This window comes from Actinotignum sanguinis (genome assembly GCF_030230305.1).
Classification (GTDB): Bacteria; Actinomycetota; Actinomycetes; order Actinomycetales; family Actinomycetaceae; genus Actinotignum; species Actinotignum sanguinis.
This window is the reverse complement of record NZ_JASPCQ010000005.1, coordinates 82259-104977: the sequence shown is the minus strand read 5'-3', so window position 1 is coordinate 104977 and position 22719 is coordinate 82259. Positions and strand designations below refer to the sequence as shown.

Below are 22719 nucleotides of genomic sequence, written 5' to 3'. Positions count from 1 at the left end.
ATCCGCGATTAGTCCAAGTTTTTGCAGCACGAATTTACGTGAGACGCGTCGCAGCGCGGCAGTTTCCGCCATCCCAGCGCCAGCAGTCGTTCACAGCCAGAGCACCTGCGGGTACGTAGCACCGCCCCGCCAGCGCTGCGCCGTCGCGCCTCCACCAGCACCCCCGCACGGTCCGCGCGCTCCACACGGTCCTCACCCCCACCACCCCCACCTTCCGCTCCGCTCACGGCGCGGAAGGTAGCGGCGCACCGGCGCGGGCGATTACAGTCGCCTATAGAACCGCAGAACCGACATTGCAGAGGGAAGGGGCAGGGCCATGGGTGCCCTCGGGAAGTTTGAAAAGGGAGTGGAGAACGCCGTCGCCGGGGCGTTTCGTGTTTTCCAGTCCGAGCTAAAACCGGTGGAGATCCTCACCGATATTAAAAAGGCCATGACACGTGACGCTGCCGAACTCTCCCGCGAGCGCACCGTTGCCCCCAATATTTTCACGGTCGCGCTCGCCCCGGCGGATCTGGCCCGGGTGGATTCCTGGGGCCAGGAGGCGCTCCGCGAGGAACTCGCCCGCTCCGCGGTGGAATACGCCACCGAACAGGACTATCTATTCGTCGGCCCCATTGAGATCACATTCGAGGAGGATCCCCAGTTGCGCGAAGGAACAGCACGCACCCGGACAACCACGCAGCGCGGAGCCATCGCCCCGGCCACTCGCAGCGCCGGCACGGAGGAGAACCCGCTCATCCAGGTGGGGCGGGACCGCTACCTCCTCACCGGCACCACCGCGATTATCGGCCGCGGTTCCGATTGCGATATCAGCGTGGACGACTCGGGCATCTCCCGGCACCACCTCGAGCTGCAAGTCACCCCGAATGGCGTGATCGCCACGGACCTCAACTCCACCAACGGCACCTTCGTGGAAGGTCACCGCATTAGCGCGGCCACCCTGGTGGACGGCAATACCATCACCATCGGCCGCACCCACATTATGTTCTGGACTGGAACGGCTTCCGCCTCATGAATCTCGCAATAACCTTATTGCGCTTCGGTTTTCTAGCGCTGCTGTGGCTGTTTATTTTCGCCGTCGTGCTAACGGTGCGCCGCGATGTGCTGGGAACGGACGTGCGGCGTCGTTCTTCTCTTCTTTCGGCACGACGCCGCAGCATGCACGCGCCCGCCCCCGCGGAAAACGACTCCCCCGCGCCGCCTGCCGCGCCGGTTGAACGGCCCGTTTACCTGGTGGTAACCGGCGGTCCGCTGCTGGGAACCGCGGTGCCGCTCAGCTCGCAACCGGTATATATCGGGCGCGCCCCGGATAACACTCTCGTCCTGGATGACACCTACGCCTCCGGGCATCACGCCCGTATTTTCGCGGCGGAGGGCCGGCGCTGGGTGGAGGATCTGGGCTCAACAAACGGTACCCTGGTAGGGGGGATCCGCATTAACGGCACGGCCGCGCTGGACCCCGGCGTTGTCATTCAGGTGGGGGAAACCACGATGGAGCTACAAGTTTGAGTATTCAGCTACGCTACGCGGCGTTTTCCGATGTCGGCCTGGTTCGTTCCAATAACCAGGACGGTGGCTACGCCTCGCCTCATTTGCTCGTTGTGGCAGATGGAATGGGCGGGGCGGCCGCCGGAGATATCGCGTCATCGGTCACGGTGGGGCATCTGGTGGCTGTCGATGATGTGCACGCCGCCGATGATTTGCTGCCGGTGCTGCGCCGCGCGGTGGAAGCCGCGCATGACGATATGCTCGAGCTCGTTGCGGAGAACCCGAAAATGGCGGGCATGGGCACCACTTGCATCGCCATGCTGCGGGCCTCGAATAAGCTCGCGATGGTTCATATCGGTGATTCGCGCGCCTACCTTTTGCGGGATGGCAAGCTCGGCCAGGTCACGCATGACCACACTCTAGTTCAGTACCTCGTGGATCACGGCCGGCTCACCCCGGAGGAAGCTGAACACCACCCGCAGCGCAATGTGATTATGCGGGCGCTCGGAGATACCCCCGGCGAGGTCGAGCTGGATGAATCCGTGCGGGAAGCCCGGGTGGGCGACCGCTGGCTACTGTGCTCGGACGGCCTATTTGGCGTGGTTGCGCACGACACCATCGAACACGCCATGTCCGCGATCCCCGACCTGCACCAGCTGGGCGAACACCTCATCGATTTAGCGTTGGCGGCCGGCGCCCCCGATAACGTCACCGTGATTCTTGCGGATGTTGTGGACGACGCCACACTCACCAGCCCGCTGCCCTCCCAACCCATTGTGGTCGGTTCGGCGGCGCGTGATTACCGCCGGCCCACCCGCGGGGGTAATTCCGCCGCGGCCAAGGCGGCGACGCTGACGCAAAATGCTAGTACCGGGGCCGGCGCTGGCGTGGGAGCTACGGCTGCGACTGCGGCTGATGGTGGCGCGGGCACAAACGGATCAGTGGCTCCGGCTGGAAAAGATAGGTCGGGAAGCTGCGCCCCGTCCGGCGCTGGCACACCTTCGGGCACCGGCCCCAAGAATAAATCCGCAAAAACTAGCCCGGCGAGCGGGGCCACCGGCGGCGCGTCCAGTGTGGGCCGCGGCACATCCGGTGTGGGCCGCGGGGATTCGGGCGCGGAGGGCGCTCCTCGCGCGCGCTGGGGAGCGCGTTTGGCGGTTATTCTGACCGTCGTGGCCCTGGCGGTGGCCGGCCTTGTCGGCGCTTACCGCTGGACCCAGAGCCGCTACTACGTGGCCAATAACAATGGCACCGTTACGATTTATCAGGGAATCCCGCAGCGCCTCGGCCCACTGGAGTTCTCCCACGCGGCGGAAGCCACTGATCTCCAGGTCCGCGACCTCACCCCGGTGGCCCAAGATCGGCTGGCCACGCCCATCACGCGCGCTTCGCTGCGCGAAGCGCGCGCCGTCGTCGCCGCCCTGCGTGAGCAAAAAGCACAGAACAACGAACCTACGCCCGCGCCCGCTACGCCCGGAGCCTCGGCAACGCCCACGCCCGCGAGCGCGAGCCCCGCACCCGAGGCCCCGGCTGCACCCGCGCCAGCACCGGCCGCACCCACCCCCGCGAACCCGGGAGAGAACCGATGAGTACGGTGGTTCCCCCGCGCACGCGCCGCGGCCGCTGGCCGGAAATCACCCTGCTGCTCCTGGCCGGAGCCATCGGGGTGGGCGCCTATTACCTGGTGTGGACCGGGCTGGATAATACCGGGCTGCCGCCCAGCTTCGCGCTGGTGGTGGGTGCCGGCGCCGCCCTGGTATTCGCCTGCCACCTGCTTATTCGCGCACTGTGCCCCTACGCGGATCCGGTGCTTTTCCCCTGCGCGATCGCCCTCAACGGGCTGGGCCTGGCCATGATCTACCGGGTGGATGCCGCGGCGGATACCGATCACGCCCGCAGCCAGCTCATCCTCACCGCCGGCGCGCTGGTATTTTTCGCCGTCACGGTGCTGCTCGTGCGCAATTATCGGGTACTGCAAAATTACATGTGGACCTCGCTCATCGCCGGGGTGGTGCTGCTCCTCCTCCCGCTCAGCCCGCTGGGCCGCACCCTCAACGGTTCGCGCCTGTGGATCGCGGTGGGTGGGATGTCCTTCCAGCCGGCCGAAGTCGCGAAAATCTGTTTCGCGGTGTTCTTCGCGGCCTACCTCGTGACCGAACGCGATAACCTGGCGCTCGCCGGCCCGAAAATCCTGGGAATTCGCCTCCCTAAGGCCCGCCATATCCTCCCGGTTCTCATCGCCTGGGCGCTGTGCATGGGAGTCCTCGTTTTTGAACGCGATTTCGGCACCGCGCTGCTCTTCTTCGGGCTTTTCGTGGCGATGCTGTGGGTGGCGACCGAGCAGGTCTCCTGGCTGGCCATCGGCGCGCTCCTCACCGTGGGCGGGGTGTGGTTCATTTCAACAACCGTGTCCCATGTGCAGGCCCGTTTCGCGATTTGGCTCGACCCCTTCGACCCGGAACTGTACGACGCCGTCGGCGGCTCCTACCAGGTGGTTCAGGGGCTCTTCGGCATGGCCTCCGGGGGGCTCTTCGGGGCGGGGCTGGGGCGCGGCTACCCGAACCTGGTTTACGCGGCGCATTCCGATTTCATTTACGCCTCTTTCGCCGAGGAACTCGGCCTGGTGGGCGTGGGTGCCATCCTGTGCATCTACCTGCTTCTCATCAGTCGCGGCATGCGGGTTGCCCTGGAATCGCGCGATGGCTTCGGCAAACTCCTCGCTTCCGGGCTGTCTTTCGTGCTCGGGCTGCAATGCTTCATCGTTATCGGCGGGGTGACGCGCATTATCCCGCTGACCGGCCTGGCCCTGCCTTTCCTCGCGCACGGCGGCTCGGCACTGCTGACGAACTGGATCATTATCGCGCTGCTGATCCGCATGTCGCACACCGCCCGCCGCCCGGAAGAAGCACGCCCGCTGCCCACCACCGATGAACTCGCGATCCTGCGCGGGAACGCCGATGAGGGCGTTAGTGAGGGCGACGACGACGCGCGCCGCGCCCCGCGCGGCGCGGAAAGCTCCACCGGCGGGGCTCACACGGCGGCCGCGGGTTCCCGACCCGCGGGCGGCGACGCCCACACAGAGGTGGTGCGCCCGTGAATCGCCCTATCCGCCAGCTCGTCGCGGTCCTCGCGGTCATGTTCTTAGGTTTGGCCGGCTCCACCACCGCGATCCAGTTCTTCCAGGCCGCCAGCCTCAACGCCAATGCGTGGAATGTGCGGACGCTCTACCGCGAATACGGCACCCAGCGTGGTCCCATTATCGTGGCCGGGGAATCCATTGTTTCCTCCCAGCCCATCGACGATGCCTACAACTACCTGCGCGTTTACGAGCGCCCGGAGATTTATTCGAATCTCACCGGCTACTACTCCATCGCCCATAACTCGATGACGGGCTTGGAACGCGCCATGAACCCGGTCCTGGGCGGCTCGGATTCCTCCCTGGCCGGTCAACGTATCGAAGAGCTCATTACCGGCTCCCAACCCCAGGGCGGGGGCGTTGAGCTCACTATCGATCCCCAGCTCCAGGAGGCCGCAGCCGCCGCGCTGGGTAACCAGCGCGGCGCCGTCGTCGTACTTAATTCCCGCACCGGAGATATTCTGGCGCAGGTCTCCACCCCCGGATTCGACCCGAACGGCGTGGCCACGCACGATACCGCGGCCGCGCGCGACAACTATCAGGCTCTCGAAACCGATCCCACCACGCCGCTCATCGACCGGGCGACCGGCGGGGACCAGTACGCGCCCGGCTCGTCGTTCAAGCTGCTTACCGCCACCGCGATGATTGAGAACCTCGGGCTGAGCCCAGATTCGCTGGTGGAGGCCCCCCGCACCTTCGTGCCGCCGGGGACCACGCACGATATGTGGAATCCGGGGCAGGCCGCCTGCGGAGACGGCTCCGGGAAAGTTACGCTTACCGAGGCGTTCGCGCAATCGTGCAATACGCCGTTCGCGATCGGCGGGATCGCGGTGGGCCCGGAAAAAATGGTGGCGCAAGCCGAAAAATTCGGTTTCAATAGCGAGCTTTCCACGCCGCTACCCGTTTCCGCTTCGCGTTTCCCCGCCCCCGCGGACGCCGCGGCGCTCGCCATGGATTCCATCGGCCAACGCGATATTCGGGTCACCCCGATGCAGATGGCGATGGTCGGTGCGGCGATTGCCAATGACGGCGTGGTGATGAAACCGAATCTGGTGCGCCGCACTCTCACCGCGGATCTCGAACCCGTGAGCGAAAGCGAACCGGAAGTGCTCTCCCGCGCGATGAGCCAGCAAACCGCGGGCTATATGCACCAGATGATGGTCAATGAGGTCAAGAACGGCACCGGGTACCTCTTCACCCTCCCCGGGATTGAAACCTCCGGGAAAACCGGGACCGCGGAAATCACGAACGATATCCCCCCGCACGCGTGGTTCGTGGGGAATGCGACCATCGGGGACACGGCCTATACCGTGGCCGTGGTGGTCGAAAATTCGGGCAATGCCGTGTGGAATGGCGACGGTGGCTCCGTTGCCGCCCCCCTTGCCCGCACAGTACTTGAAGCTAAGGTGAACTAAGCAGATGCTCAGCAGAAAGGTGACGCGACGTGAATGATATCCCCCGCGTACTCGGCAACCGCTACCAGGTGGGCGAGATCATCGGTCGAGGCGGTATGGCCGAAGTACATCTCGGCTACGACACCCGGCTCTCACGCACGGTAGCGATTAAAATCCTGCGCACCGACCTGGCGCAGGATGCCACCTTCCTGGCCCGTTTCCGGCGTGAGGCGCAATCGGCGGCCGCGCTCAACCACCCCTCCATTGTGTCCGTGTATGACACCGGGGAAGAAACCGTGACTTCCGCGAGCGGCACCGAGCTGGCGCTGCCCTATATCGTCATGGAATACGTCAAGGGCCGCACCGTGGCCTCCCTGCTGCACGGCGGGGACCCGGTACCCATCGGGGAGGCCGTGCAGATCGTGGTGGGGGTGCTTTCCGCGCTGGAATACTCCCATCACGAAGGCATCATTCACCGCGATATCAAGCCGGGCAATATTATGCTCACCACCGGCGGCAAGGTGAAGGTCATGGACTTCGGGATCGCCCGCGCGATTGCCGATTCCGCTGCCACGATGACGCAAACGAACTCCGTGGTGGGCACCGCCCAGTACCTCTCCCCCGAGCAGGCGCGCGGGGAAGTGGTGGATGCGCGCTCCGACCTGTATTCCACCGGCTGCGTGCTGTATGAGCTGCTCACCGGGCGCCCGCCCTTCGTGGGTGATAGCGCGGTGGCGGTGGCCTACCAGCATGTTTCTGAAACTCCCAAGCCGGCTTCCCAGATCGCTTCCGATATCCCGGACGCCATTGACCGCGTGGTCATGAAATCCCTGGCGAAGAGCCGCGAGGACCGCTACCAGGACGCCGCCGAATTCCGCGCGGACCTGTTGGCTGCGGCGCGTGGGGAAGGCGTGGACGCCCCGGCGGTTTCCTCCTGGAATGCTTACGGGGCGGGGGCGATTGGCGCGGCTGGTGTTGGCGCGGCTGGTGTTGCCGGTGCCGGTATTGGCGCGGCCGGGGCGAATGCCGCGACGGCCGCTACGCAAGCCTATTCGGCCACTAACGCCCGCCCCGCCTCCACCACCGCTTATCCCACCGCGACCGCTGGGGGCGCCGGCGGTGCCGGTGCAGGTGCCGCGGGCGGTGCCGGTGCGGGCGGTGCCGGTGCAGGTGCGATTTCTAGTACGACGGCGCAGCCGGGCGGCGCGCCCACCTACCCGGGTGGGTACCCGACGGGCGCCTACCCCGGGGCCTACCCCACGGGCAGCTACCCCACCGGGAGCTATCCCGGTTATGACCCCACGGCAACCGGAGCGCAACCGCCGGTAAAGAAGAAGTCCAGTGCGCCCTTCATTTGGGGCGGGGTGGCTCTGCTTGTTATTGCCCTGGGGATCCTGGGCTGGTTCTTCCTGTCCGGGCGGGGCGACTCCGCCGAACCGCAACCCACCGAAACCGCGGTGGCGCAGGTGGCGATCCCCGATATGGTGGGGTGGACCGAGGTGCAGGCCAGCCAACAGCTCACCAGCTTGGGCCTGGAATTCGTGCGCGGCACGGATGTGTCCAGCGATACCGTGGACAAGGGGCTGGTTGTGTCCTCCAATCCGGCGATGCGGAGCACCGTGGATGTGGGCAGTCGCGTGACCTTGCATTTCTCCTCCGGTCCGTCCGCCGTGCAGGTTCCCGATGTGGTGGGGATGAGCACGGATCAGGCCTCCCAGGCGCTACGCGCGGCGGGGCTGACCGTGGGCGGTATGGAGCAGGTTAATGACCCGAGCGAGGACCGCGACCGGGTGGTGTCTACCAGCCCGAATGTGGGCGAAAGCGTGAAGCCGGGCAGTACCGTGAAGCTGCAGGTAGCCAGCGGCAATGTGGCAGTTCCGGATGTACGCGGAATGAGCGTAGATGAAGCGCGGGCGGCGCTGCGCGATGCTCGCCTCACGGTCGTGGGCCAAAGCGAGCAGGAGGTCACCGACCCGGCGAAGGTCGGCAAAGTCGTGGATGCGAGCATTGCTCCGGGCACCGTGGTTCAGCGCGATACCGAGATGCGTATTACCGTGGGCATCGCCCCGGCACCCACTCCCACCCCGAGCACTCCGCCCGCCGGCTCCGGTTCTGGTGGTTCCGGCTCTGGCGGATCGGGAGGTAACGGTGGCGCGGGCGGCGCGCACCCCAACCCCGCACCTACCGGGCAGGGGAACGGGTAAGTAGCTACCGGGAACCGGGTCGCTCGCGGATCGGTCCGCAAAATGCAACCACAACTACATTAACTTTTCCAAATCGTGCGCTGGCGTTGCTTTTTGTGAGCTCCTAGCCCAGAGTGTTGCTTTCTGCAGCGCCTGTGTGCTGAGGCGTTGCTTTCTGAGACCTTCCGCGTCGAGAAGTTGCATTTTACAAGCTATCGCGTTGTGGTGTTGCTATTTGCCGGCGCTCATGCCGAGAGGTTGCATTATCCGAGCACCCCGCCCGCCGGCTTTCCGCTTTCCTATTTTCTAGCCGGCGGGCAGGGGTGTCTTTTCCGGAGTGTACTGCACGTGTCTTACATACTAAGTACAGCTCTGACAACACGTACCGCCCCCGCAGGGGCTGGTACCGTGCTACCGTGTGCTAGCTGTGGTCCGGCTAACCCCGTGGCCCAGCTACTGCGTGATGGTGGTATCCTGCGGGCGGAAAACGGTATTTATCCAGGGGAAAACCCACTCAAAGAGCGCGAAAACAATCGCGGCGATAATGATAAGGGCCTCGATGACCTTCAACCACGTCGGGCCGGGCAGGTGCCGCCAAATAAATCCGTACATTGCATGCTCCGTTTCTTCTTCACGTATATCTGCTAGTGCCCACCCCGGGGCGAGCCGACCGCCTACTTTTTACTTCACCAGCTCCGCCGGGGCGCCCTCGGCGGCGTCGACCCAATGATCGAGGGTGGCGTAGGTAATCCAGCGGTCGCTGGACACAAAGGGCGGATGGCAGGTGGTAATGGTGAGGATGCGCTGGGTGGGCGCCTCCTCCGGCTTATTCGGTACCGGCGCCAGCACGCCTACCTGTGTGGGCGGCACAACCTCATGCTCGGTGACCTTGTAGACGTAGTAGGCGTTCTTGGTTTGCACAATAATCGGGTCGCCTGGTTGGAGCTCAGGCACATCGCGCATGGCCGCGCCGTACGTCTGGCGGTGCGCGGTGATCGCGTAATTACCGATCTCCCCAACGTACTGGGTATCCGGGTAATGCCCAAAACTCCCGGTATCCACCACGGCTTCCAGGTCCACCCCGTATTTGACGGTGTAGCGCCAATCGGCACCGAAGCGCGGGATGTAAATAATGCCTTCCAGGTCACCCGTGCGATTTACGTGATCCGGGGCCGGCGGGGCGTCGGTGCGCGGGGTCCCCACCTTGGTGGTGCCGCGCGGATCGCCCCATTGCTTATTGACGGTTTCGATCTGCTGGGCCTGATCGCGGTTCGCGCCCAGGTCAGTCCAGTAGACCTGCCACACGATAAAGAGGCCCACCACGATTCCCGCGGTAATGAGCAGCTCCCCGATCACGCCGATAATTGCGTTGAGGATGCCGCCGCGGCGCCGGGCGGGTGCGCCTGCCCGGGTTGTGCTGACGGTGGCGGTGGCGGCCGGCGCGGCAGGCTGCTGCGGCGTCGTACCTGCACTGGCGGTAGCCGGGCGGTACCGCCCCACAGCTTCGTGCCGCGGAGCGCGAGCCGCGTTTCCTTCCGCCGCGCGCCTTCCCGCACGGCGCCCTCGTTCGGGCTGCTGTTCGCGCATAGTCTCACCTTCCACTGCCACCGGATTCGTACTAGAAACAGAATAGTGGTTTCGGCTCGAAAAATGCGGTGAGATAACTCCCCTCACTTTTAGGAACGACGACGCCGCTACGCCCGCGCGCCACCCGCCAGCGGCCGTGCACATGGCCCCGCGCCGGCTTTTGTGAAAAAATACCAGAGGAATCGCGCGATTGAGCGCGCCACCGGGCGCGTTACTTCGTTAGGCTTAGGGGCGGAAGGAACCGCGGAAGGTAGAACATGACAGATCAACAGTTTGACGAACCCGAACTTTCGGAAGCCACCGGCAACGCTGCCCCGGCTCGGAAGTCGCGCAAGAGCTCTGCTCCCTCGGCGAAGGACGTGCGCCGCCCCGGCACCAAGCGCGATATTGCGGCGCAGGCCACTCGGGAAAAGGATGAGGCGAAGCGCTCCCGTAAGGTCGCGCAGAAGGATCGCCGCTCGCCGAGCTGGTGGGCGCCGGTCATGTGTACGCTCATGATTATCGGCCTTATCGTGGTGGTGCTCGCTTACGTGACGGGTGGCCGTTTCCCCATTCCGGGGTGGAATAACGGCAATCTGTTCCTCGGCTTCGGCTTCATGATCGTGGGCTTCCTCATGACGATGGGGTGGAAGTAGCCGATGGGGAAAGCAGTGAAGCGGGTCGGTATCCTCACTGCCGGCGGTGATGCCCCTGGCCTCAATGCCGCCATCCGCGGGTTTGGTAAAGCCGCGATGGGCAAGTACGGCATGGAGCTGGTGGGGTACCGCAACGGTATTACCGGGCTCGTCAATAACCGCTATATGCCGCTGGATTCGGATTCGCTGGCCGGGATTTTGACGCAGGGTGGCACGATGCTGGGCACCTCGCGCGATAAGGTTCATAAGTTCCCGGACGGCAACGGCGGGTACGTGGATATGATTCCGCAGATCGCCCAGAACCTCGAAGATGAGCATATCGATGCGCTGGTGTGCATCGGCGGGGGCGGGACCGCGAAGAACGCGAATCGGCTGGCGCAGGCCGGGCTGCCCGTTATCCACCTGCCCAAAACCATCGATAACGACATCATGCACACGGACACCAGCTTCGGTTTTTCGACGGCGCTGTCTATCGCCACCGATGCTATTGACCGGCTCCATTCCACCGCCCATTCCCATCACCGCATTATCGTGGTGGAGCTGATGGGGCATCGGGCCGGGTGGCTTACGCTGGGTGCCGGGATTGCCGGAGGTGCCGATATTATTCTCATCCCGGAGATCCCGTATTCGATTGAGTCGTGTGCGGCGTCGATCCGGCGGCGGGCGGAAAATGGGCGGCCTTTCTCCGTGGTGGCCGTGGCCGAAGGCGCGCATTCTATTCCGGTGGCAGCCCAGCTGGCCGCCGCCAATGACCTAGTACGCCACGCCCCCACCCCGGAGGCGAAAGAGGCGGCGAAGAGCCACCGGCGTTCCATTGAGGAAAACGAGCGCGAATCTACTTTCCTGGTGGCGCAGCAGCTGGAGGAGGCCACCGGCTTGGAGGCACGCGTAACCATCCTTGGCTACGTGCAGCGCGGGGGAATTCCCGACGCCGCGGACCGGCTGCTGGGAACCGTGCTGGGGAGCGCGGCCGCCGATGTGGTGGCGCACGGGAAATCCGGCGTGATGATCGCCTCCCAGAACGGGCAGGCCGTGCCGGTGCCGCTCGAGGATGTGGCCGGGAAGGACAAGTTGGTCCCGGTGGATCACCCCTGGGTGGCCGCGGCGCGCGCCGTCGGCACCAGCCTGGGTGAGGCGCTCTAAGCGACAAACCCTCGCGTCACTGACCGAGAAGTGGCGCATGTAGACACAACCGCGGGCCGGAAGTTTGGAACTGATCCAAACAACCGGCCCGCGCTGTATATGTGCCACGGCGGCTGATCGCTAGCGGCGCACCGCCGGGGTATCGGTTCCGTTTCCGTCCCAATCGCCCACGTAGAGCTCGTCGCTCACGCGCCCGTAGGTGAGCACAGAATCAGCATCACCAGCACCCAGCGAGTTCTTGACGTAGATGTTGTTGGCCCGCCGGACCGCGAAAGTATCGCGGCCATCGCCGTCGAAATCACCCAGGATGGTGGCATCTCCAGCGCGCCCGTAAGCGAATACATGATCCGCGATTCCCGAGGAGATGTGGTTCTTCACGAAGTAGGTGCTACCGCGGCGCACCGCGAAAGTATCGATACCGTCTCCGTTGAAGTCACCGGCGTACACGGTGTCCCCGTAGCGGCCGTAGTTAATGACCTGGTCGGCGTTCCCGCTGTGGAGCGAGTTGAGAACATAGAAGGTATTGCCGCGCCGGACCGCGAAAGTATCGCGGCCATCGCCGTCGAAATCACCGACGAGGATCTCATCGCCCACCCGTCCGTAGCTGAAGGCAATATCGGCGGCACCCCCGTCCACGGAGTTCTTCACGTAGATCATATTGCCGCGGCGCACCGCGAAAGTATCCGTACCGTCGCCATTCCAGTCACCGACAAGCACTTCATCGCGGGCTCGGCCATAGGAGAACACCGAGGATGCCTGGGTGGATGTCCAGTCATTCGACACGTAGAACACGTTGCCGGTATCTGCCGGGCGCCCCGGGGTATCGATCCGGTCCACCCACTCTTGGGCGCGCAGCACCTCAGCTTCGGCCTTGGCGAGCTTCGCGATAAGATCGCTAGCTTCGGAAAGTTTGGCATCAATGTCCTTGAAATGCGCCAGGGCCTCGGCGCGGGACTTCTTGGTTTCCGGGAAGCTCTTTTGGGCCTTGAGCGCTTCGTCGTAGGAGTGTTTGGCAACGAAGTGGACGCTGCGAGCGCTCTTCAAAGTATCCCTGGCCTGATCGAGTTTCGCCCGCGCGGCCGGATCTTCCTTACCCGCATTCGCGCGCTGGAAGGCATCCTGTGCTTCCACCACCGCGCGGCGCGCCTCGGGAGTCCCGTGGGTCATATTTTCCCGCGCACTCCCGATATATCCATCCAGGCGGGCCAGGTACTCAGCGGTGGTGTAGCCGGGTAGGTAGCTCTGGCTAAATCTATCCCCGCGCCCGAAAGTATTGCCAAAGAAGTACGTGGGATGCGCATCATAATCTGCGATGGCGAAGCCGGTAACCACGTACTCCGGCTTAATAATATTGAGGTAGTGGCCAATTTTTGGGTAGTCGCGCACGCCCCGGTCATACTCTGCTTTTTCCTTGTCATACCACAGGGTGAAGGGATCCCCATTGCGGCTGGGCATGGCGGCAATATTCTCCCCGTAATTGAAACCACCCACGTGATCGAAGAAGCCGCCGTGCACATTCACATTGGCATTGACCTGGGCACGAGCCATAAGAGCGGAAGAAATCTTCAGCGGGGCAAGCCCGTGGCGCGCCCGCAGCTCATTGAGCTTATCCACGCGCTGAATTGAGTCGCGCATGAGATCCAGATTAGTGGCGTCGCCAGGCTGCCCGAAACGGGTGTATTGCGGAATCGGAACATCGTTCACGGTACCCGTCTCAGAGAAAGCCTCAACCGCGGCCGTATCCCCCATCGCCTCGAAGAATCCGAGCGAGCCGCGATTCCAACGGGCCTGGGCTTCCCGCTTGGAGGCCTCGAGCGCAGCATTCGCGCTATCCATCTGGCGTTGCGCCGCTGCTACGGCCGCCGGATCAGGCTGGGTGGCGGCGTTGTATTCCGCCTGAGCCTGATCGAATTCACGCTGAGCCGCCGCAAGCTGGGTTGCGGCATCGTCGTACGTCTTCTTCACCTGATCGAAGTTATCGACGTAGTACTTTTCCTGGTTATACCGCGCTTCCCAGGTGCTGCGGTCCTTAGCTGCCTTGGCCCATTCCTGCGCGAGTTTGCGCGCTTCGGCCACATCAATCCCTTTGGCTTCCAGCTCAGCGACGATGGCGTCGCGATCTTTAATAGCTTTGGCCAGGCAGGCCCGCATCTGATCCGGGGTCATTTTTCCCGCGCCGCACACCAGCCGGGCTGGCTCTTGCGCAGGGGCGGCGGGCAGGGCCTGGACTGCCAGCGGGGCGAGAAGCGTTCCCGCCAACATGAGTGCTGTTGTGCGCATATGTGTCTCCTTCGATCAGCGCTATACTCCCAGGTAATTTTCAGAATATAGGCATACACATTGAAAAATAAGTGACCCTGCGCACTATCACGAAGTCCGCGAAACCGCCCGGAGCACATACCCAGCTCAGGGCCCCGTTATCCCCAACCGGGGATAACCCTGTGGATAATTACATCGATGTTATTTGGGTGCGAATTGCGAGGTGGCGGCGGCGTCGTACCAAGAAAAAGAACGACGGCGCAGCGTGCCGCCCCCCTACCGGTACCCGAAGAAAACCGCGGCCACCAGGAATGCCGCGCCGAGCAGCAAAATCGCGATGTCGCGGGCGGTGAGCGCGCGAGAGACGTGACGCCGGCGGGAAATAAAAGCCATGAGCAGCGCGCCCATAAGAAGCCCGCCCACGTGAGACTGCCAGGAAATATTGGTGCCGGGCAGGAAGCTGATCGCCAGGTTGATCGCGATGACCACGGCCATTTGGGTGAAGCTGCCGCCGAAACGCCGCAGCACCACGAACATCGCCGCGAAAATGCCGAAAACCGCGCCGGATGCGCCGACGGTGCCGGTGTAGTAGTCGATGTCGGTGGAGACCGTGTAAAGGACCATGACGTTCCCGGCCACCGCGCTGAGCAGGTACAACCCCAGGAAACGCCACCAGCCGATCATGCGCTCGAGCACCGAACCGATCAGCCACAGCGCGTACATATTGAAAAGTAAATGCGTGAAGCCGGCGTGCATGAAAGTGGAGGAGATGAAACGGTAGGGCTCTTCGTGGGCGATACCGGGGGCGAAAATGAGGACTTGCCCCACGCGCGCGTCGAGCCATTGGGCCAGCAAAACCGCCACGTTTACCACAATAAGCGTGATGGTGACGTAGGGAACGGGTTTGCGGATCTGAAGACGGCGCTTCTTGGGAACGTTGTGCACTTTCGGCCTCTCTGCGCGGTCATCCCGCTCGACAACTCTGCATTAAGCGTACCGGACAGCGCGCGGGTGTGAGCGATAAGGCAGCTAAGCGCCGGGCTTGGCGAGGCGGTAACGCTGCTTCGGGCTCGTCTTCGGTTCGGTGCGCTGCACCTCGCCCTCGGTAACCAGCGTATTAAGAACCGCTCGGGTGCCGCCCAGGCTAATTCCGGCAGCTCCGGCCAGTTCACGGCTGGTGGCGCTGGCATGCGTGCGCAAATAGTCGAGAATACGTTCACGCGAGGAGGTCCCCGCAGCGGCACCCTGCTCCGCGGGTGTCATGCGGCGGCGCTCGAAAGTCAGACTAAAACTATCCAGGCGGTCGACAGGCCGCGCGGGGGGAAGCATTTCCCGCTCCAGCTGAGTCATAATTTCCTGATAGCCACTCCCCCGGTTTTCCGCCACAAAACCACCTTCTTCGAAGGGCGTAGATTCCAGCAGCCGAGCCAGGAATTGATTTCGTGTGGAGGAGAGTCCGGTTGTACCCAGGGAATCAATGGTGACCGTGCCGAATAGCCCACCCGGATTGATTACCTCCAAACGATCCGCGTAGAGGTTCAACTGCACCTGCGTACCGCGCGCCACCGGAGAATAATCGCGATGCATCAGCGCATTCGTGAGCGCCTCACGCACCGCAACGAGCGGATAATCCACAAGGTCATGCCGAAAAGCACCGCGCACCACGCCACCCACGCGCATATTTTTTGCGACGACGCCGACACCGTCGGCCACCAGGCTAGGAATGGGACCCGCCAGAGTCCCCGAGTCCAGATGCCGCTGCCCGGAAAGCGAGGAAGCTTTCGTTGATCCCGGATATACCGCGTAGGTGACCGTGAGGCGCGGGAAGAATTCCTGGGGATAGGTACCGAGGCAGAGGAGGCCGGCAAGGGTGGGATGGAGCTTCCCGTCCACGCCCGTGCCGACAATACGCAACTGTGCCATCGCGGTTTCGTCCGGTAGTTTCCCGAAAATGCGCGGATGGTTGAGACGTTCGCGTTCCAGAACCGCGTGGACTAAATCATCATCGAGGGAGTCGAGGCCGGCTTCTTCCACCAGGTCGGTATCCCAATGCGGTTGTGTTTTGTTTTCCAGGAGGCGGTCAATTTCGTAGGCGGATAATTTGCGATCACCGTCGCCGGTGCGGATGAAGGAACCACCGTATACATTGCGGGCGGTGACGTAGCAGGGTTTATCGCGTGGCTGGAGCGGTGGGATAGCGGCCATGACCAGCGTGATGTCCCCGTACGGAACCATGGAAATATCCGCGCGCACCGGAGGCGTGAGGTTATCGCTACACACACCCGCGAGCGCATCATAGATTCGCGTTGCCGAGAAATGAGGAACCGGTGTGAAACCATGCGCCTCATCAAGCCCAAGAACAATCAAACCGCCCGAACCATTGCTGAAGGCTGAGAGTGTCTCCACGATGCTTTTCGGCAAACCGTGCGCGGCTGCTTTCACCTCGATGTGCTGAGAGTCGCGCCCCTGTTGGCGAAAATCTTCAACAAGGCGATCCGTTTCCTCGCTTGTTGTGGGGATGTGCATACTGCCATCCTACGAACTCTCAACTTAACACTCAACTCAACACTCATGTATGTGAGTGTTAAGTTGAGTGTTGGGATGAGTGTTACCGGCACGTATTACGTAACCCGGCTCGCGAGCGCGCGAAATCTAGCTATAGGCGATTTGACCAGGTTATTTAGCGCCTTATCCACCCTCTCATCCATTCCTAACCCAAGTAAAAATATGGGCGCACCCGCAAGCTCTCAACTTAACACTCAACTCAACACTCATGTGTGTGAGTGTTGAGTTGAGTGTTCGGATGAGTGTTGAGTTGAGTGTTCCGGCGCGGTGGGCAGCGGCGCGTGTAACAGAAGGGCCAGCGGAGCGGGCAGCAATGGAGCGGGCGGCGGCGCGGACATACAAAAGCGGGGCGGTACCTGGGCACCACCCCGCTCATCACGTATGCGGAAACTTCGCTTATTGCTTAGTCGATAACCTCGACAGAGGAAATCACCACGTCATTGAGCGGGCGATCATTCCCGCCGGTGGGAACCGCGGCGATCTTATCCACAACCTTGACGGATTCCTCATCGGCTACCTTCCCGAAGATGGTGTGCTTGCCGAGCAGCCACGGGGTGGGGGCCACCGTGATGAAGAACTGCGACCCGTTGGTGCCCTTGCCGAAGCGAGTGCCGGCATTGGCCATGGCCAGCACGTAGGGGGCGTCAAAGTTGAGGCCGGGGGCGATTTCGTCGTCGAACGTGTAACCGGGACCACCGGTGCCGTTACCGAGCGGATCCCCGCCCTGAATCATGAAACCGGAGATCACGCGGTGGAAGATCGTTCCGTTGTACAGCGGATCGGTCGAAGCCTGACCGGTGGCGGGATTGGTCCATTCGCGTTCACCGCGAGCTAGTCCGGTGAAATTAGCGACCGTTTCGGGCGCTTCGTTCGGGAAGAGTTCGACGCGAATATCGCCTTCGCTTGTGTGAAAAATTGCTTCCATGCGCTCAAGTCTCGCACACCTCATGGTTTTATGCCACGCGAAAAGCAAACGTGATTCAAGTGACAAATAGGGTGCGAAAAGTGAAACAATAGAGGGGTACTCAATCGCAGGAAAATTCTGTGGTTCAACGGTAGGAGGTCAACGATGGCTTGTGGACGAAGCCGCGCGGACAAGCGGGCCAAGAAAGCGCAGCGGGAGGTTGACGCCATTATGGCGAAGATCGATGACCTGCGCGGCCAGGCCGAACGCACCGCAAAGAAAGCCCAGCTCAAGGGGAAGCGGCACCAAAAGAAGTGGGAACATAAGGCGAAGAGCGCCGCTTCTGATTTCCAGGATTACGCGAAGCAGGCTGGTGAACGCCTGAGCGATTACGCAAATCAAGGTTACGAATGGGCGGCACCACGCGCCCAGGAACTGGCCGAGAAGGCGAAGCCTTACGTGGAGCAGGCGAAGTCGGTGGGCAGCGATCTTGCGGAGAAGGCCAAGCCCTACGTGGAGCAGGCTCGCGATAATGCGTCGGAATTCGTGGAGAACGTCCGTAACGATTACCTCCCGCGCGCCCAGCGCGCCCTGCATGCTGCCGCCGAGGCAGCAAAGGGGGAAGGCACGGTGGCCGAACGCGGTCAGAAGATCGCGCGGGTGGCTTCGCGTGAGATTCAGACTCCCGAACCGGTGAAGAAGTCCCGCCGGAAGGGCCGGGTTATCGGCACTATCGCACTGGTTGGCGGCCTCGGGGTTGCGGTCTACTACCTGTGGAAGCGCTCCCAGCCCACGGAAGATCCTTGGGCGGAAGCCTATTGGGAGGATGTGGACGGCGTGAAGGCTCCCGCGGAAGATACCGCCAAGGCCGGTGCCGAGGAAGTTGCGGAAACTGCGGAACATGTTATGGACGACGCCGCAAGCGCAGCTGAGGACGTTGCCGATAAGGCCAAGCGTGCTGGCTCCCGGGCGGAGGACGCCGTCAAGGAGGGCGCCCACGAAGCCAAGGATGCTGCTGAGGACGTAGCTGATAAGGCCAAGGAAGCCGCACAGCACGCGGCTGACCAGGCCAAGGATATCGTCGAAGATATCGCGGAGAAGTAGAGCTTCCGCAACAGGCTCACACTTTCGCGAAATTAATAAGGGCAGCACTAGCGTGAACGGCGGCGCGGCTCGGGCATAACGGCCCGGGCCGCGCCGTCCTGCTACTCGGCCGCGGCCAGCAGTTCCTTGACCCGCGGGATCACCTCGGTACCGAAGAGTTCAATAGAGGAAAGATTCTGCTCATGGGGCTGCGAGCCGTAGGAGACCTTCAGGTCATAGCGGGTGGCTCCCAGTTCACGCATCCCGGTGGCGATTTTACGGGCCACCGTTTCCGGGGATCCCACCGCCATCGCCCCGTTCTGTACCTCGTAGAGGAAAGCCTCCCGCGAGGGCGGGCGCCAGCCGCGCTCCCGCCCGATCCGGGAATTCGTTTCCACGTAATAGTCGAAGAAGTCAGCCACGGCTTCTTCATCGGTGCGAGCAACATACCCGTACGAGTGGTAGCCGACTTCAGCTGCGCCGTCGTTCCCGAACTGTTCCCAGGCACGCCGATACAAATCCGTGAACGGAACAAAACGCGAGGTGGGGCCGCCAATAATGGCGAGCATGAGCGGCAGCTTGTAATGTGCCGCGCGCACCACCGATTCCGGGCTGCCGCCCACGGCGACCCAGGTGGGCAGTGGACCGTGTTCGAGTGGCGGGTAGAGCGTCACGGCGTTCAGCGCTTGGGTGTGATGCCCGCCCTTCCAGGTGACGGGTTGGCCGTTGCGGGCGAGGAGCTCCGTGAGCAGGGAGAGTTTTTCGTTGAAGAGATCCTCGTAATCGGCCAGGTTGTAGCCGTACAGCGGGAAAGATTCGGTGAAGGAACCGCGGCCCACCATGAGTTCGGCGCGGCCGTTGGAAAGGGCATCCACGGTGGCAAAACGTTCGACCACCCGGACCGGATCGTCTGAACTGAGGACGGTCACCGCGGAGGAGAGGCGGATGCGTTGCGTGCGTGTGGCGATCGCGGCGAGGACCACATCGGGGGCGGGGATTGCGTAATCGTCGCGATGATGTTCACCGATATTGAAAATGTCGACGCCGACTTCTTCGGCGCGCACCGCTTCGGCCACCACATTGCGCACCACCTGAGCGTGGCTGAGCTTGGTGCCGGAGGGATCGGCAGTGACATCGCCAAAAGTATCGATTCCGAAGGTGTAGGTCATATCAGGTCCTTTCGAGGGCCGGGTGAGATCCGGTGGGTCGGGGCCACGCGGCCGGGCTGCGCTTCGCCGCAGAACCAGCCGGAGCCACCCACTGATTGAATTCTACACTACTTGACCGAAAAGCGCTCCCATACCAAAAGTGAGGGCGAGACCGAGGGTACCGCCCACGGCGGTGCGGATGGCGGGGCGCAGCGGCGGGACTTGGCCGATCCACGCGGCGATCCAACCGGTGAGCGCCAGCGCGGCAATGGTGACCACGAAGCAGAGCGGGGCAATGACACCGAGCGGGGCGAGCAAGCTGGCGGCGAAGGGAACCGCACCACCGGCAAGGAAGGAGAAGAAAGAAGAGAAGGCCGCACCGACGGGGGAGACGATGTCATGTTCCGCGTCATGTTCCGTGCCTGGTGTGCCTACCCCGGGGCGCCAACGCGCTACACCCGCCCGGCGCCGCAGTGCGTCAAGTTCTGCATCGCGCTGGGAGGAAACGGAAATGTATTCACCGAGCGCCATGGATACTGCGCCACCGATGAGGGCGGCGAGCCCGGCCAGCAGAATCGCGGTGCTCGAGGCCCGCGCGCCACCCATGGCGATCACCACCGCGGCCACGGAGACGATTCCGTCGTTCGCGCCGAGTACCCCGGCCCGCAGCCGGTTCATCGCTTCGGCACCCAACACACCCGGGATACCCGGCGTGACACCGGGAGACTTTAGGAGACCCATGTCCCCATGCTTGAATTGACATGCTTCAATTGCACACTTCTCCACAACTACGCCCTCCATTGATTGCGCTTCTACCCCTATTGTCATGCGGGAGTTGCGGAAAAGATAGGAAGGTCAGGCTACGCTCACTTAGATATAATGGCTTTTATTTTTGGAGCGCTGGCGGGGCGTTGGTGGAGTGCTGGCGGGGCGTTGGTGGGGCACTGGCGGATCGGTTGCGGAGTGGTTGCGGAGTGGCGCGTATCGCTGCTTGCCGTGGCCACACAAGAGAGCCCGCAGCCACGGGAATACTTCGCCGCAGCCTTTCCGTTCTTCCTTTATGAACACCACTGCGGATAAAGATCTGATCGGCCTGCTGGGGGCGGGCAAGCTTGGCACCGCTATCGGGCGCTTGGCCGCGGAGGCGGGTTTCCCGCTGGCGGTGAGTGTGCGCGCGGGTAATCCGCTCTACGATCTCACTTTGCCCACTTTGCTGCCAACGGCTCGCCTGGTGCCTTTCGAGGAGCTGGCCCGCACGGCGGATATTTTGATTTTGGCGCTACCGCAGCCTGCGCTTGCCTCGATTGATTTGAGCGGGGTGCGCGGCGTTGTTGTTGATGCCACGAATGCGTGGGAGGCGACCGATGGCGCCGCGGCCAACGGCACGTCGAATACCAGCGCCGCGCCTGCCCGGCACACCACCGCCGCGCTGCAAGCGCGTTATACGGAGCTGGCTATCGTCAAGAGTCTTAATCACGCGGGGTATACGGAGTTGAGTGCGGAGGCACGCCCGCATGGAGCGCCGGCACGGCGCACGGTGGGCGTTGTGGGGGACGACGCCGCCGCGCGTTCCCGGGTGGCTGCTTTTATCGATGCGATTGGTTTTGATCCGGTGGAGCTTAGCGCCGAGCATGCCCCGCTGTTGGAGCCGGGCGGCGTTGCTTTCGGGCAGCGCCTGGAGTTGGCCGATTGGCCGGTGGATATTGTGGCGGTGCCTCGCGAGCGCCGCGGTTAGGATCGGCTGTGGAAAATCCTGAGCGGCACGCTGCTGGGGTGCCCCTATATATGCGCGCAGCTAGGGACGCATCCCTACGTTGATAAGAGGCGGGGTGCCGGAGGTGGCGCCGTCGTACACAAGGTAGTAGGTGTAGTCCGCTAGACCGTGCTCAACTGTCGGGTTATCCACGGAAAAGACGCAGAGAATATCGGTGGGGCGCGGTTTGATATCGCCTTCACCGGGCACTTTTCCATCATAGCGGTCGGTTTCTCTCACGTACCCGCCGGTGTCTTTCACATGCCCGCCGCTGACCGCGGTGCTCAGGGGTTCGCGCGCGTTGCATCCACGGAAGACGGGGTGCGCGGCAGCGGAGGCGGTGCGTTGTTCTTCGTCCGCAAGGCGCGGATCGCTAGTGAGTTCGGGGAACAGATTTTCCCATTCTGAGCCCGCCGTGGCGAGGGTGTGCCGGTCGGCCTGGGCGCGTTCTTCGGAGGGTGCGGTGACGGAATGTCCGTCCTCGAACTGGAAGGACACCTCCCCCGTTTGCACGAACTGACTGCCGTTCCACACGAAGTTCACGGTGGTGGAATGCGGCGGATACGCGCGTTCCATGGTTCGCGTCACGCCACCGACGGGCGTATAGGACGTGTACGTAATCCGCGCCTGACCGGCATCAAAATCCATGGAGCTCACGTTGAAGGACCATAGGCCGTCATAATCTTGGGTGATATGGGTGCCGCGGATACCCTGTTCCGCACCCCACTGGTGGTTGCCAATAGAGGAAACGAGCCTGAGGTTCGCGTCATAAATCCCGATGGCACCGATGGCAGGATCGCCCACCCCGCAGGACATCGCGACCGCGCGATATTCCACACCTCCCAGCACCAGCGGCTCAGTGAGGTAAATGGTGCCTGGCTGCATCCCCGTTTGACGGTCTGGAAGAATCTTCCCGTGCGCTACCGTGACGGGCGCGGGCGGGTTGCGTTTGCTGTAACACACGTCCGGAAGGATATAGGTTCCGTTGCGCATTTCTTTATCCGTGGGACCGGGCACCGGCGTGGGACTTGGTTCCGCGCTTGGGTACGACGACGCAGCTGCTGCTCCGCCCGCCTCAGACGATGCCGTTACGCTAGCCGAGGGGCCGGCTGCCGGAGTTGAGGAAGTTCTCCCGTTGAACCACCACCAGAGCCCTCCGGCCAGGCCAAGCGCAAGGACGAGAAGCGCCGCGATCAGGGACGTGCGGGTGGCACGACCGCGCGGTTCTTGCTGAGTTGGGGCTCCGTTGTCGCTCATGCCATCAGTTTACCCGGTGGCTACGACACGATTTTTGGCGGTAATGGTTGCCTACACATGGGCCACCGCAAACTCCGTAATTACATAAGTTCAGGAGCAGGTGCGGTTGTGCTGCGGACAATGAGCTCGGTAATGAGCTGAAGCGCTCCTCCCTTGCATAAACTCGCCTAGGATGGCAACTACA

The 22719-nt window shown here is 63.0% G+C and carries 19 protein-coding genes; 10 read left to right on the top strand and 9 right to left on the bottom strand.

Features of this window, described 5'->3' with window-relative positions; genetic code table 11:
- The first annotated feature begins 316 nt into the window (after positions 1 to 316).
- Genes QP828_RS04325 through pknB form a run of 6 tightly spaced genes read left to right on the top strand, consistent with a single transcriptional unit; the run spans position 317 to position 8222 of the window.
- Positions 317 to 1015, top strand: coding sequence for an FHA domain-containing protein (locus QP828_RS04325; RefSeq protein ID WP_126135057.1), 699 nt, complete (start codon positions 317 to 319; stop codon positions 1013 to 1015).
- The gene (locus QP828_RS04320; protein ID WP_126135058.1) at positions 1012 to 1509 is read left to right on the top strand and encodes an FHA domain-containing protein FhaB/FipA; all 498 of its coding nucleotides are present in this window, start codon (positions 1012 to 1014) and stop codon (positions 1507 to 1509) included. The genes QP828_RS04325 and QP828_RS04320 overlap by 4 nt, the downstream gene beginning before the upstream one ends.
- Positions 1506 to 3077, top strand: coding sequence for a PP2C family protein-serine/threonine phosphatase (locus tag QP828_RS04315; protein WP_274732490.1), 1572 nt, complete (start codon positions 1506 to 1508; stop codon positions 3075 to 3077). Before QP828_RS04320 ends, QP828_RS04315 begins: the two co-directional genes overlap by 4 nt.
- Positions 3074 to 4585, top strand: a complete 1512-nt coding sequence (locus QP828_RS04310) for an FtsW/RodA/SpoVE family cell cycle protein (RefSeq protein ID WP_274732492.1) — start codon at positions 3074 to 3076, stop codon at positions 4583 to 4585. The genes QP828_RS04315 and QP828_RS04310 overlap by 4 nt, the downstream gene beginning before the upstream one ends.
- A complete protein-coding gene (locus QP828_RS04305; RefSeq protein ID WP_274732494.1) occupies positions 4582 to 6039 on the top strand; it encodes a penicillin-binding transpeptidase domain-containing protein in 1458 nt (485 codons plus the stop codon). Before QP828_RS04310 ends, QP828_RS04305 begins: the two co-directional genes overlap by 4 nt.
- Before the next feature lie 29 nt (positions 6040 to 6068).
- Positions 6069 to 8222, top strand: a complete 2154-nt coding sequence (gene pknB, locus QP828_RS04300) for a Stk1 family PASTA domain-containing Ser/Thr kinase (RefSeq protein ID WP_274732496.1) — start codon at positions 6069 to 6071, stop codon at positions 8220 to 8222.
- A 432-nt stretch (positions 8223 to 8654) separates the two neighbouring features.
- Here pknB and QP828_RS04295 read toward each other — a convergent pair whose 3' ends face one another.
- Positions 8655 to 8813, bottom strand: coding sequence for a hypothetical protein (locus QP828_RS04295; protein ID WP_164545900.1), 159 nt, complete (start codon positions 8811 to 8813; stop codon positions 8655 to 8657).
- 69 nt (positions 8814 to 8882) lie between these two features.
- Positions 8883 to 9788 carry a class E sortase gene (locus QP828_RS04290; protein WP_274732499.1) on the bottom strand — a complete coding sequence of 302 codons (906 nt, stop codon included), beginning with the start codon at positions 9786 to 9788 and terminating at the stop codon, positions 8883 to 8885.
- 257 nt (positions 9789 to 10045) lie between these two features.
- On the opposite strand from QP828_RS04290, the gene QP828_RS04285 reads away from it, so the two are divergent.
- Positions 10046 to 10423 carry a cell division protein CrgA gene (locus QP828_RS04285; RefSeq protein WP_126135064.1) on the top strand — a complete coding sequence of 126 codons (378 nt, stop codon included), beginning with the start codon at positions 10046 to 10048 and terminating at the stop codon, positions 10421 to 10423.
- A gap of 3 nt (positions 10424 to 10426) precedes the next feature.
- On the top strand, positions 10427 to 11566 hold the full coding sequence (locus QP828_RS04280; protein ID WP_026428940.1) for a 6-phosphofructokinase: 1140 nt from the start codon (positions 10427 to 10429) through the stop codon (positions 11564 to 11566).
- A 120-nt stretch (positions 11567 to 11686) separates the two neighbouring features.
- Here the strand turns inward: QP828_RS04280 and QP828_RS04275 are convergent, their stop codons facing one another.
- The 4 genes from QP828_RS04275 to QP828_RS04260 all read right to left on the bottom strand — a co-directional run bounded on the left by QP828_RS04275 (position 11687) and on the right by QP828_RS04260 (position 17315).
- Positions 11687 to 13846, bottom strand: a complete 2160-nt coding sequence (locus QP828_RS04275; RefSeq protein WP_274732503.1) for a CAP domain-containing protein — start codon at positions 13844 to 13846, stop codon at positions 11687 to 11689.
- Between the two features lie 255 nt (positions 13847 to 14101).
- A complete protein-coding gene (locus QP828_RS04270; protein WP_274732505.1) occupies positions 14102 to 14770 on the bottom strand; it encodes a rhomboid family intramembrane serine protease in 669 nt (222 codons plus the stop codon).
- Positions 14771 to 14854: 84 nt separating this feature from the next.
- Positions 14855 to 16351: an ATP-binding protein gene (locus tag QP828_RS04265; RefSeq protein ID WP_274732507.1), complete on the bottom strand. Its 1497-nt coding sequence runs from the start codon at positions 16349 to 16351 to the stop codon at positions 14855 to 14857.
- A 442-nt stretch (positions 16352 to 16793) separates the two neighbouring features.
- The gene (locus tag QP828_RS04260) at positions 16794 to 17315 is read right to left on the bottom strand and encodes a peptidylprolyl isomerase (protein ID WP_087070133.1); all 522 of its coding nucleotides are present in this window, start codon (positions 17313 to 17315) and stop codon (positions 16794 to 16796) included.
- 144 nt (positions 17316 to 17459) lie between these two features.
- Here QP828_RS04260 and QP828_RS04255 point away from each other — a divergent pair, with 144 nt between their 5' ends.
- Positions 17460 to 18398 carry a hypothetical protein gene (locus QP828_RS04255; protein ID WP_274732511.1) on the top strand — a complete coding sequence of 313 codons (939 nt, stop codon included), beginning with the start codon at positions 17460 to 17462 and terminating at the stop codon, positions 18396 to 18398.
- A gap of 101 nt (positions 18399 to 18499) precedes the next feature.
- On the opposite strand, the gene QP828_RS04250 is transcribed toward QP828_RS04255, so the two are convergent.
- Together QP828_RS04250 and QP828_RS04245 are read right to left on the bottom strand one after the other, a co-directional pair.
- Positions 18500 to 19546, bottom strand: coding sequence for an LLM class flavin-dependent oxidoreductase (locus QP828_RS04250; RefSeq protein ID WP_126135069.1), 1047 nt, complete (start codon positions 19544 to 19546; stop codon positions 18500 to 18502).
- Between the two features lie 102 nt (positions 19547 to 19648).
- On the bottom strand, positions 19649 to 20266 hold the full coding sequence (locus QP828_RS04245; RefSeq protein ID WP_274732514.1) for a VIT1/CCC1 transporter family protein: 618 nt from the start codon (positions 20264 to 20266) through the stop codon (positions 19649 to 19651).
- Between the two features lie 319 nt (positions 20267 to 20585).
- Here QP828_RS04245 and QP828_RS04240 point away from each other — a divergent pair, with 319 nt between their 5' ends.
- Positions 20586 to 21260 carry an NADPH-dependent F420 reductase gene (locus tag QP828_RS04240; protein ID WP_274732516.1) on the top strand — a complete coding sequence of 225 codons (675 nt, stop codon included), beginning with the start codon at positions 20586 to 20588 and terminating at the stop codon, positions 21258 to 21260.
- A 60-nt stretch (positions 21261 to 21320) separates the two neighbouring features.
- Here the strand turns inward: QP828_RS04240 and QP828_RS04235 are convergent, their stop codons facing one another.
- Entirely contained in the window at positions 21321 to 22535 is a 1215-nt protein-coding gene (locus tag QP828_RS04235; RefSeq protein WP_274732518.1) for a hypothetical protein, read from the bottom strand.
- Positions 22536 to 22719 lie beyond the last annotated feature (184 nt).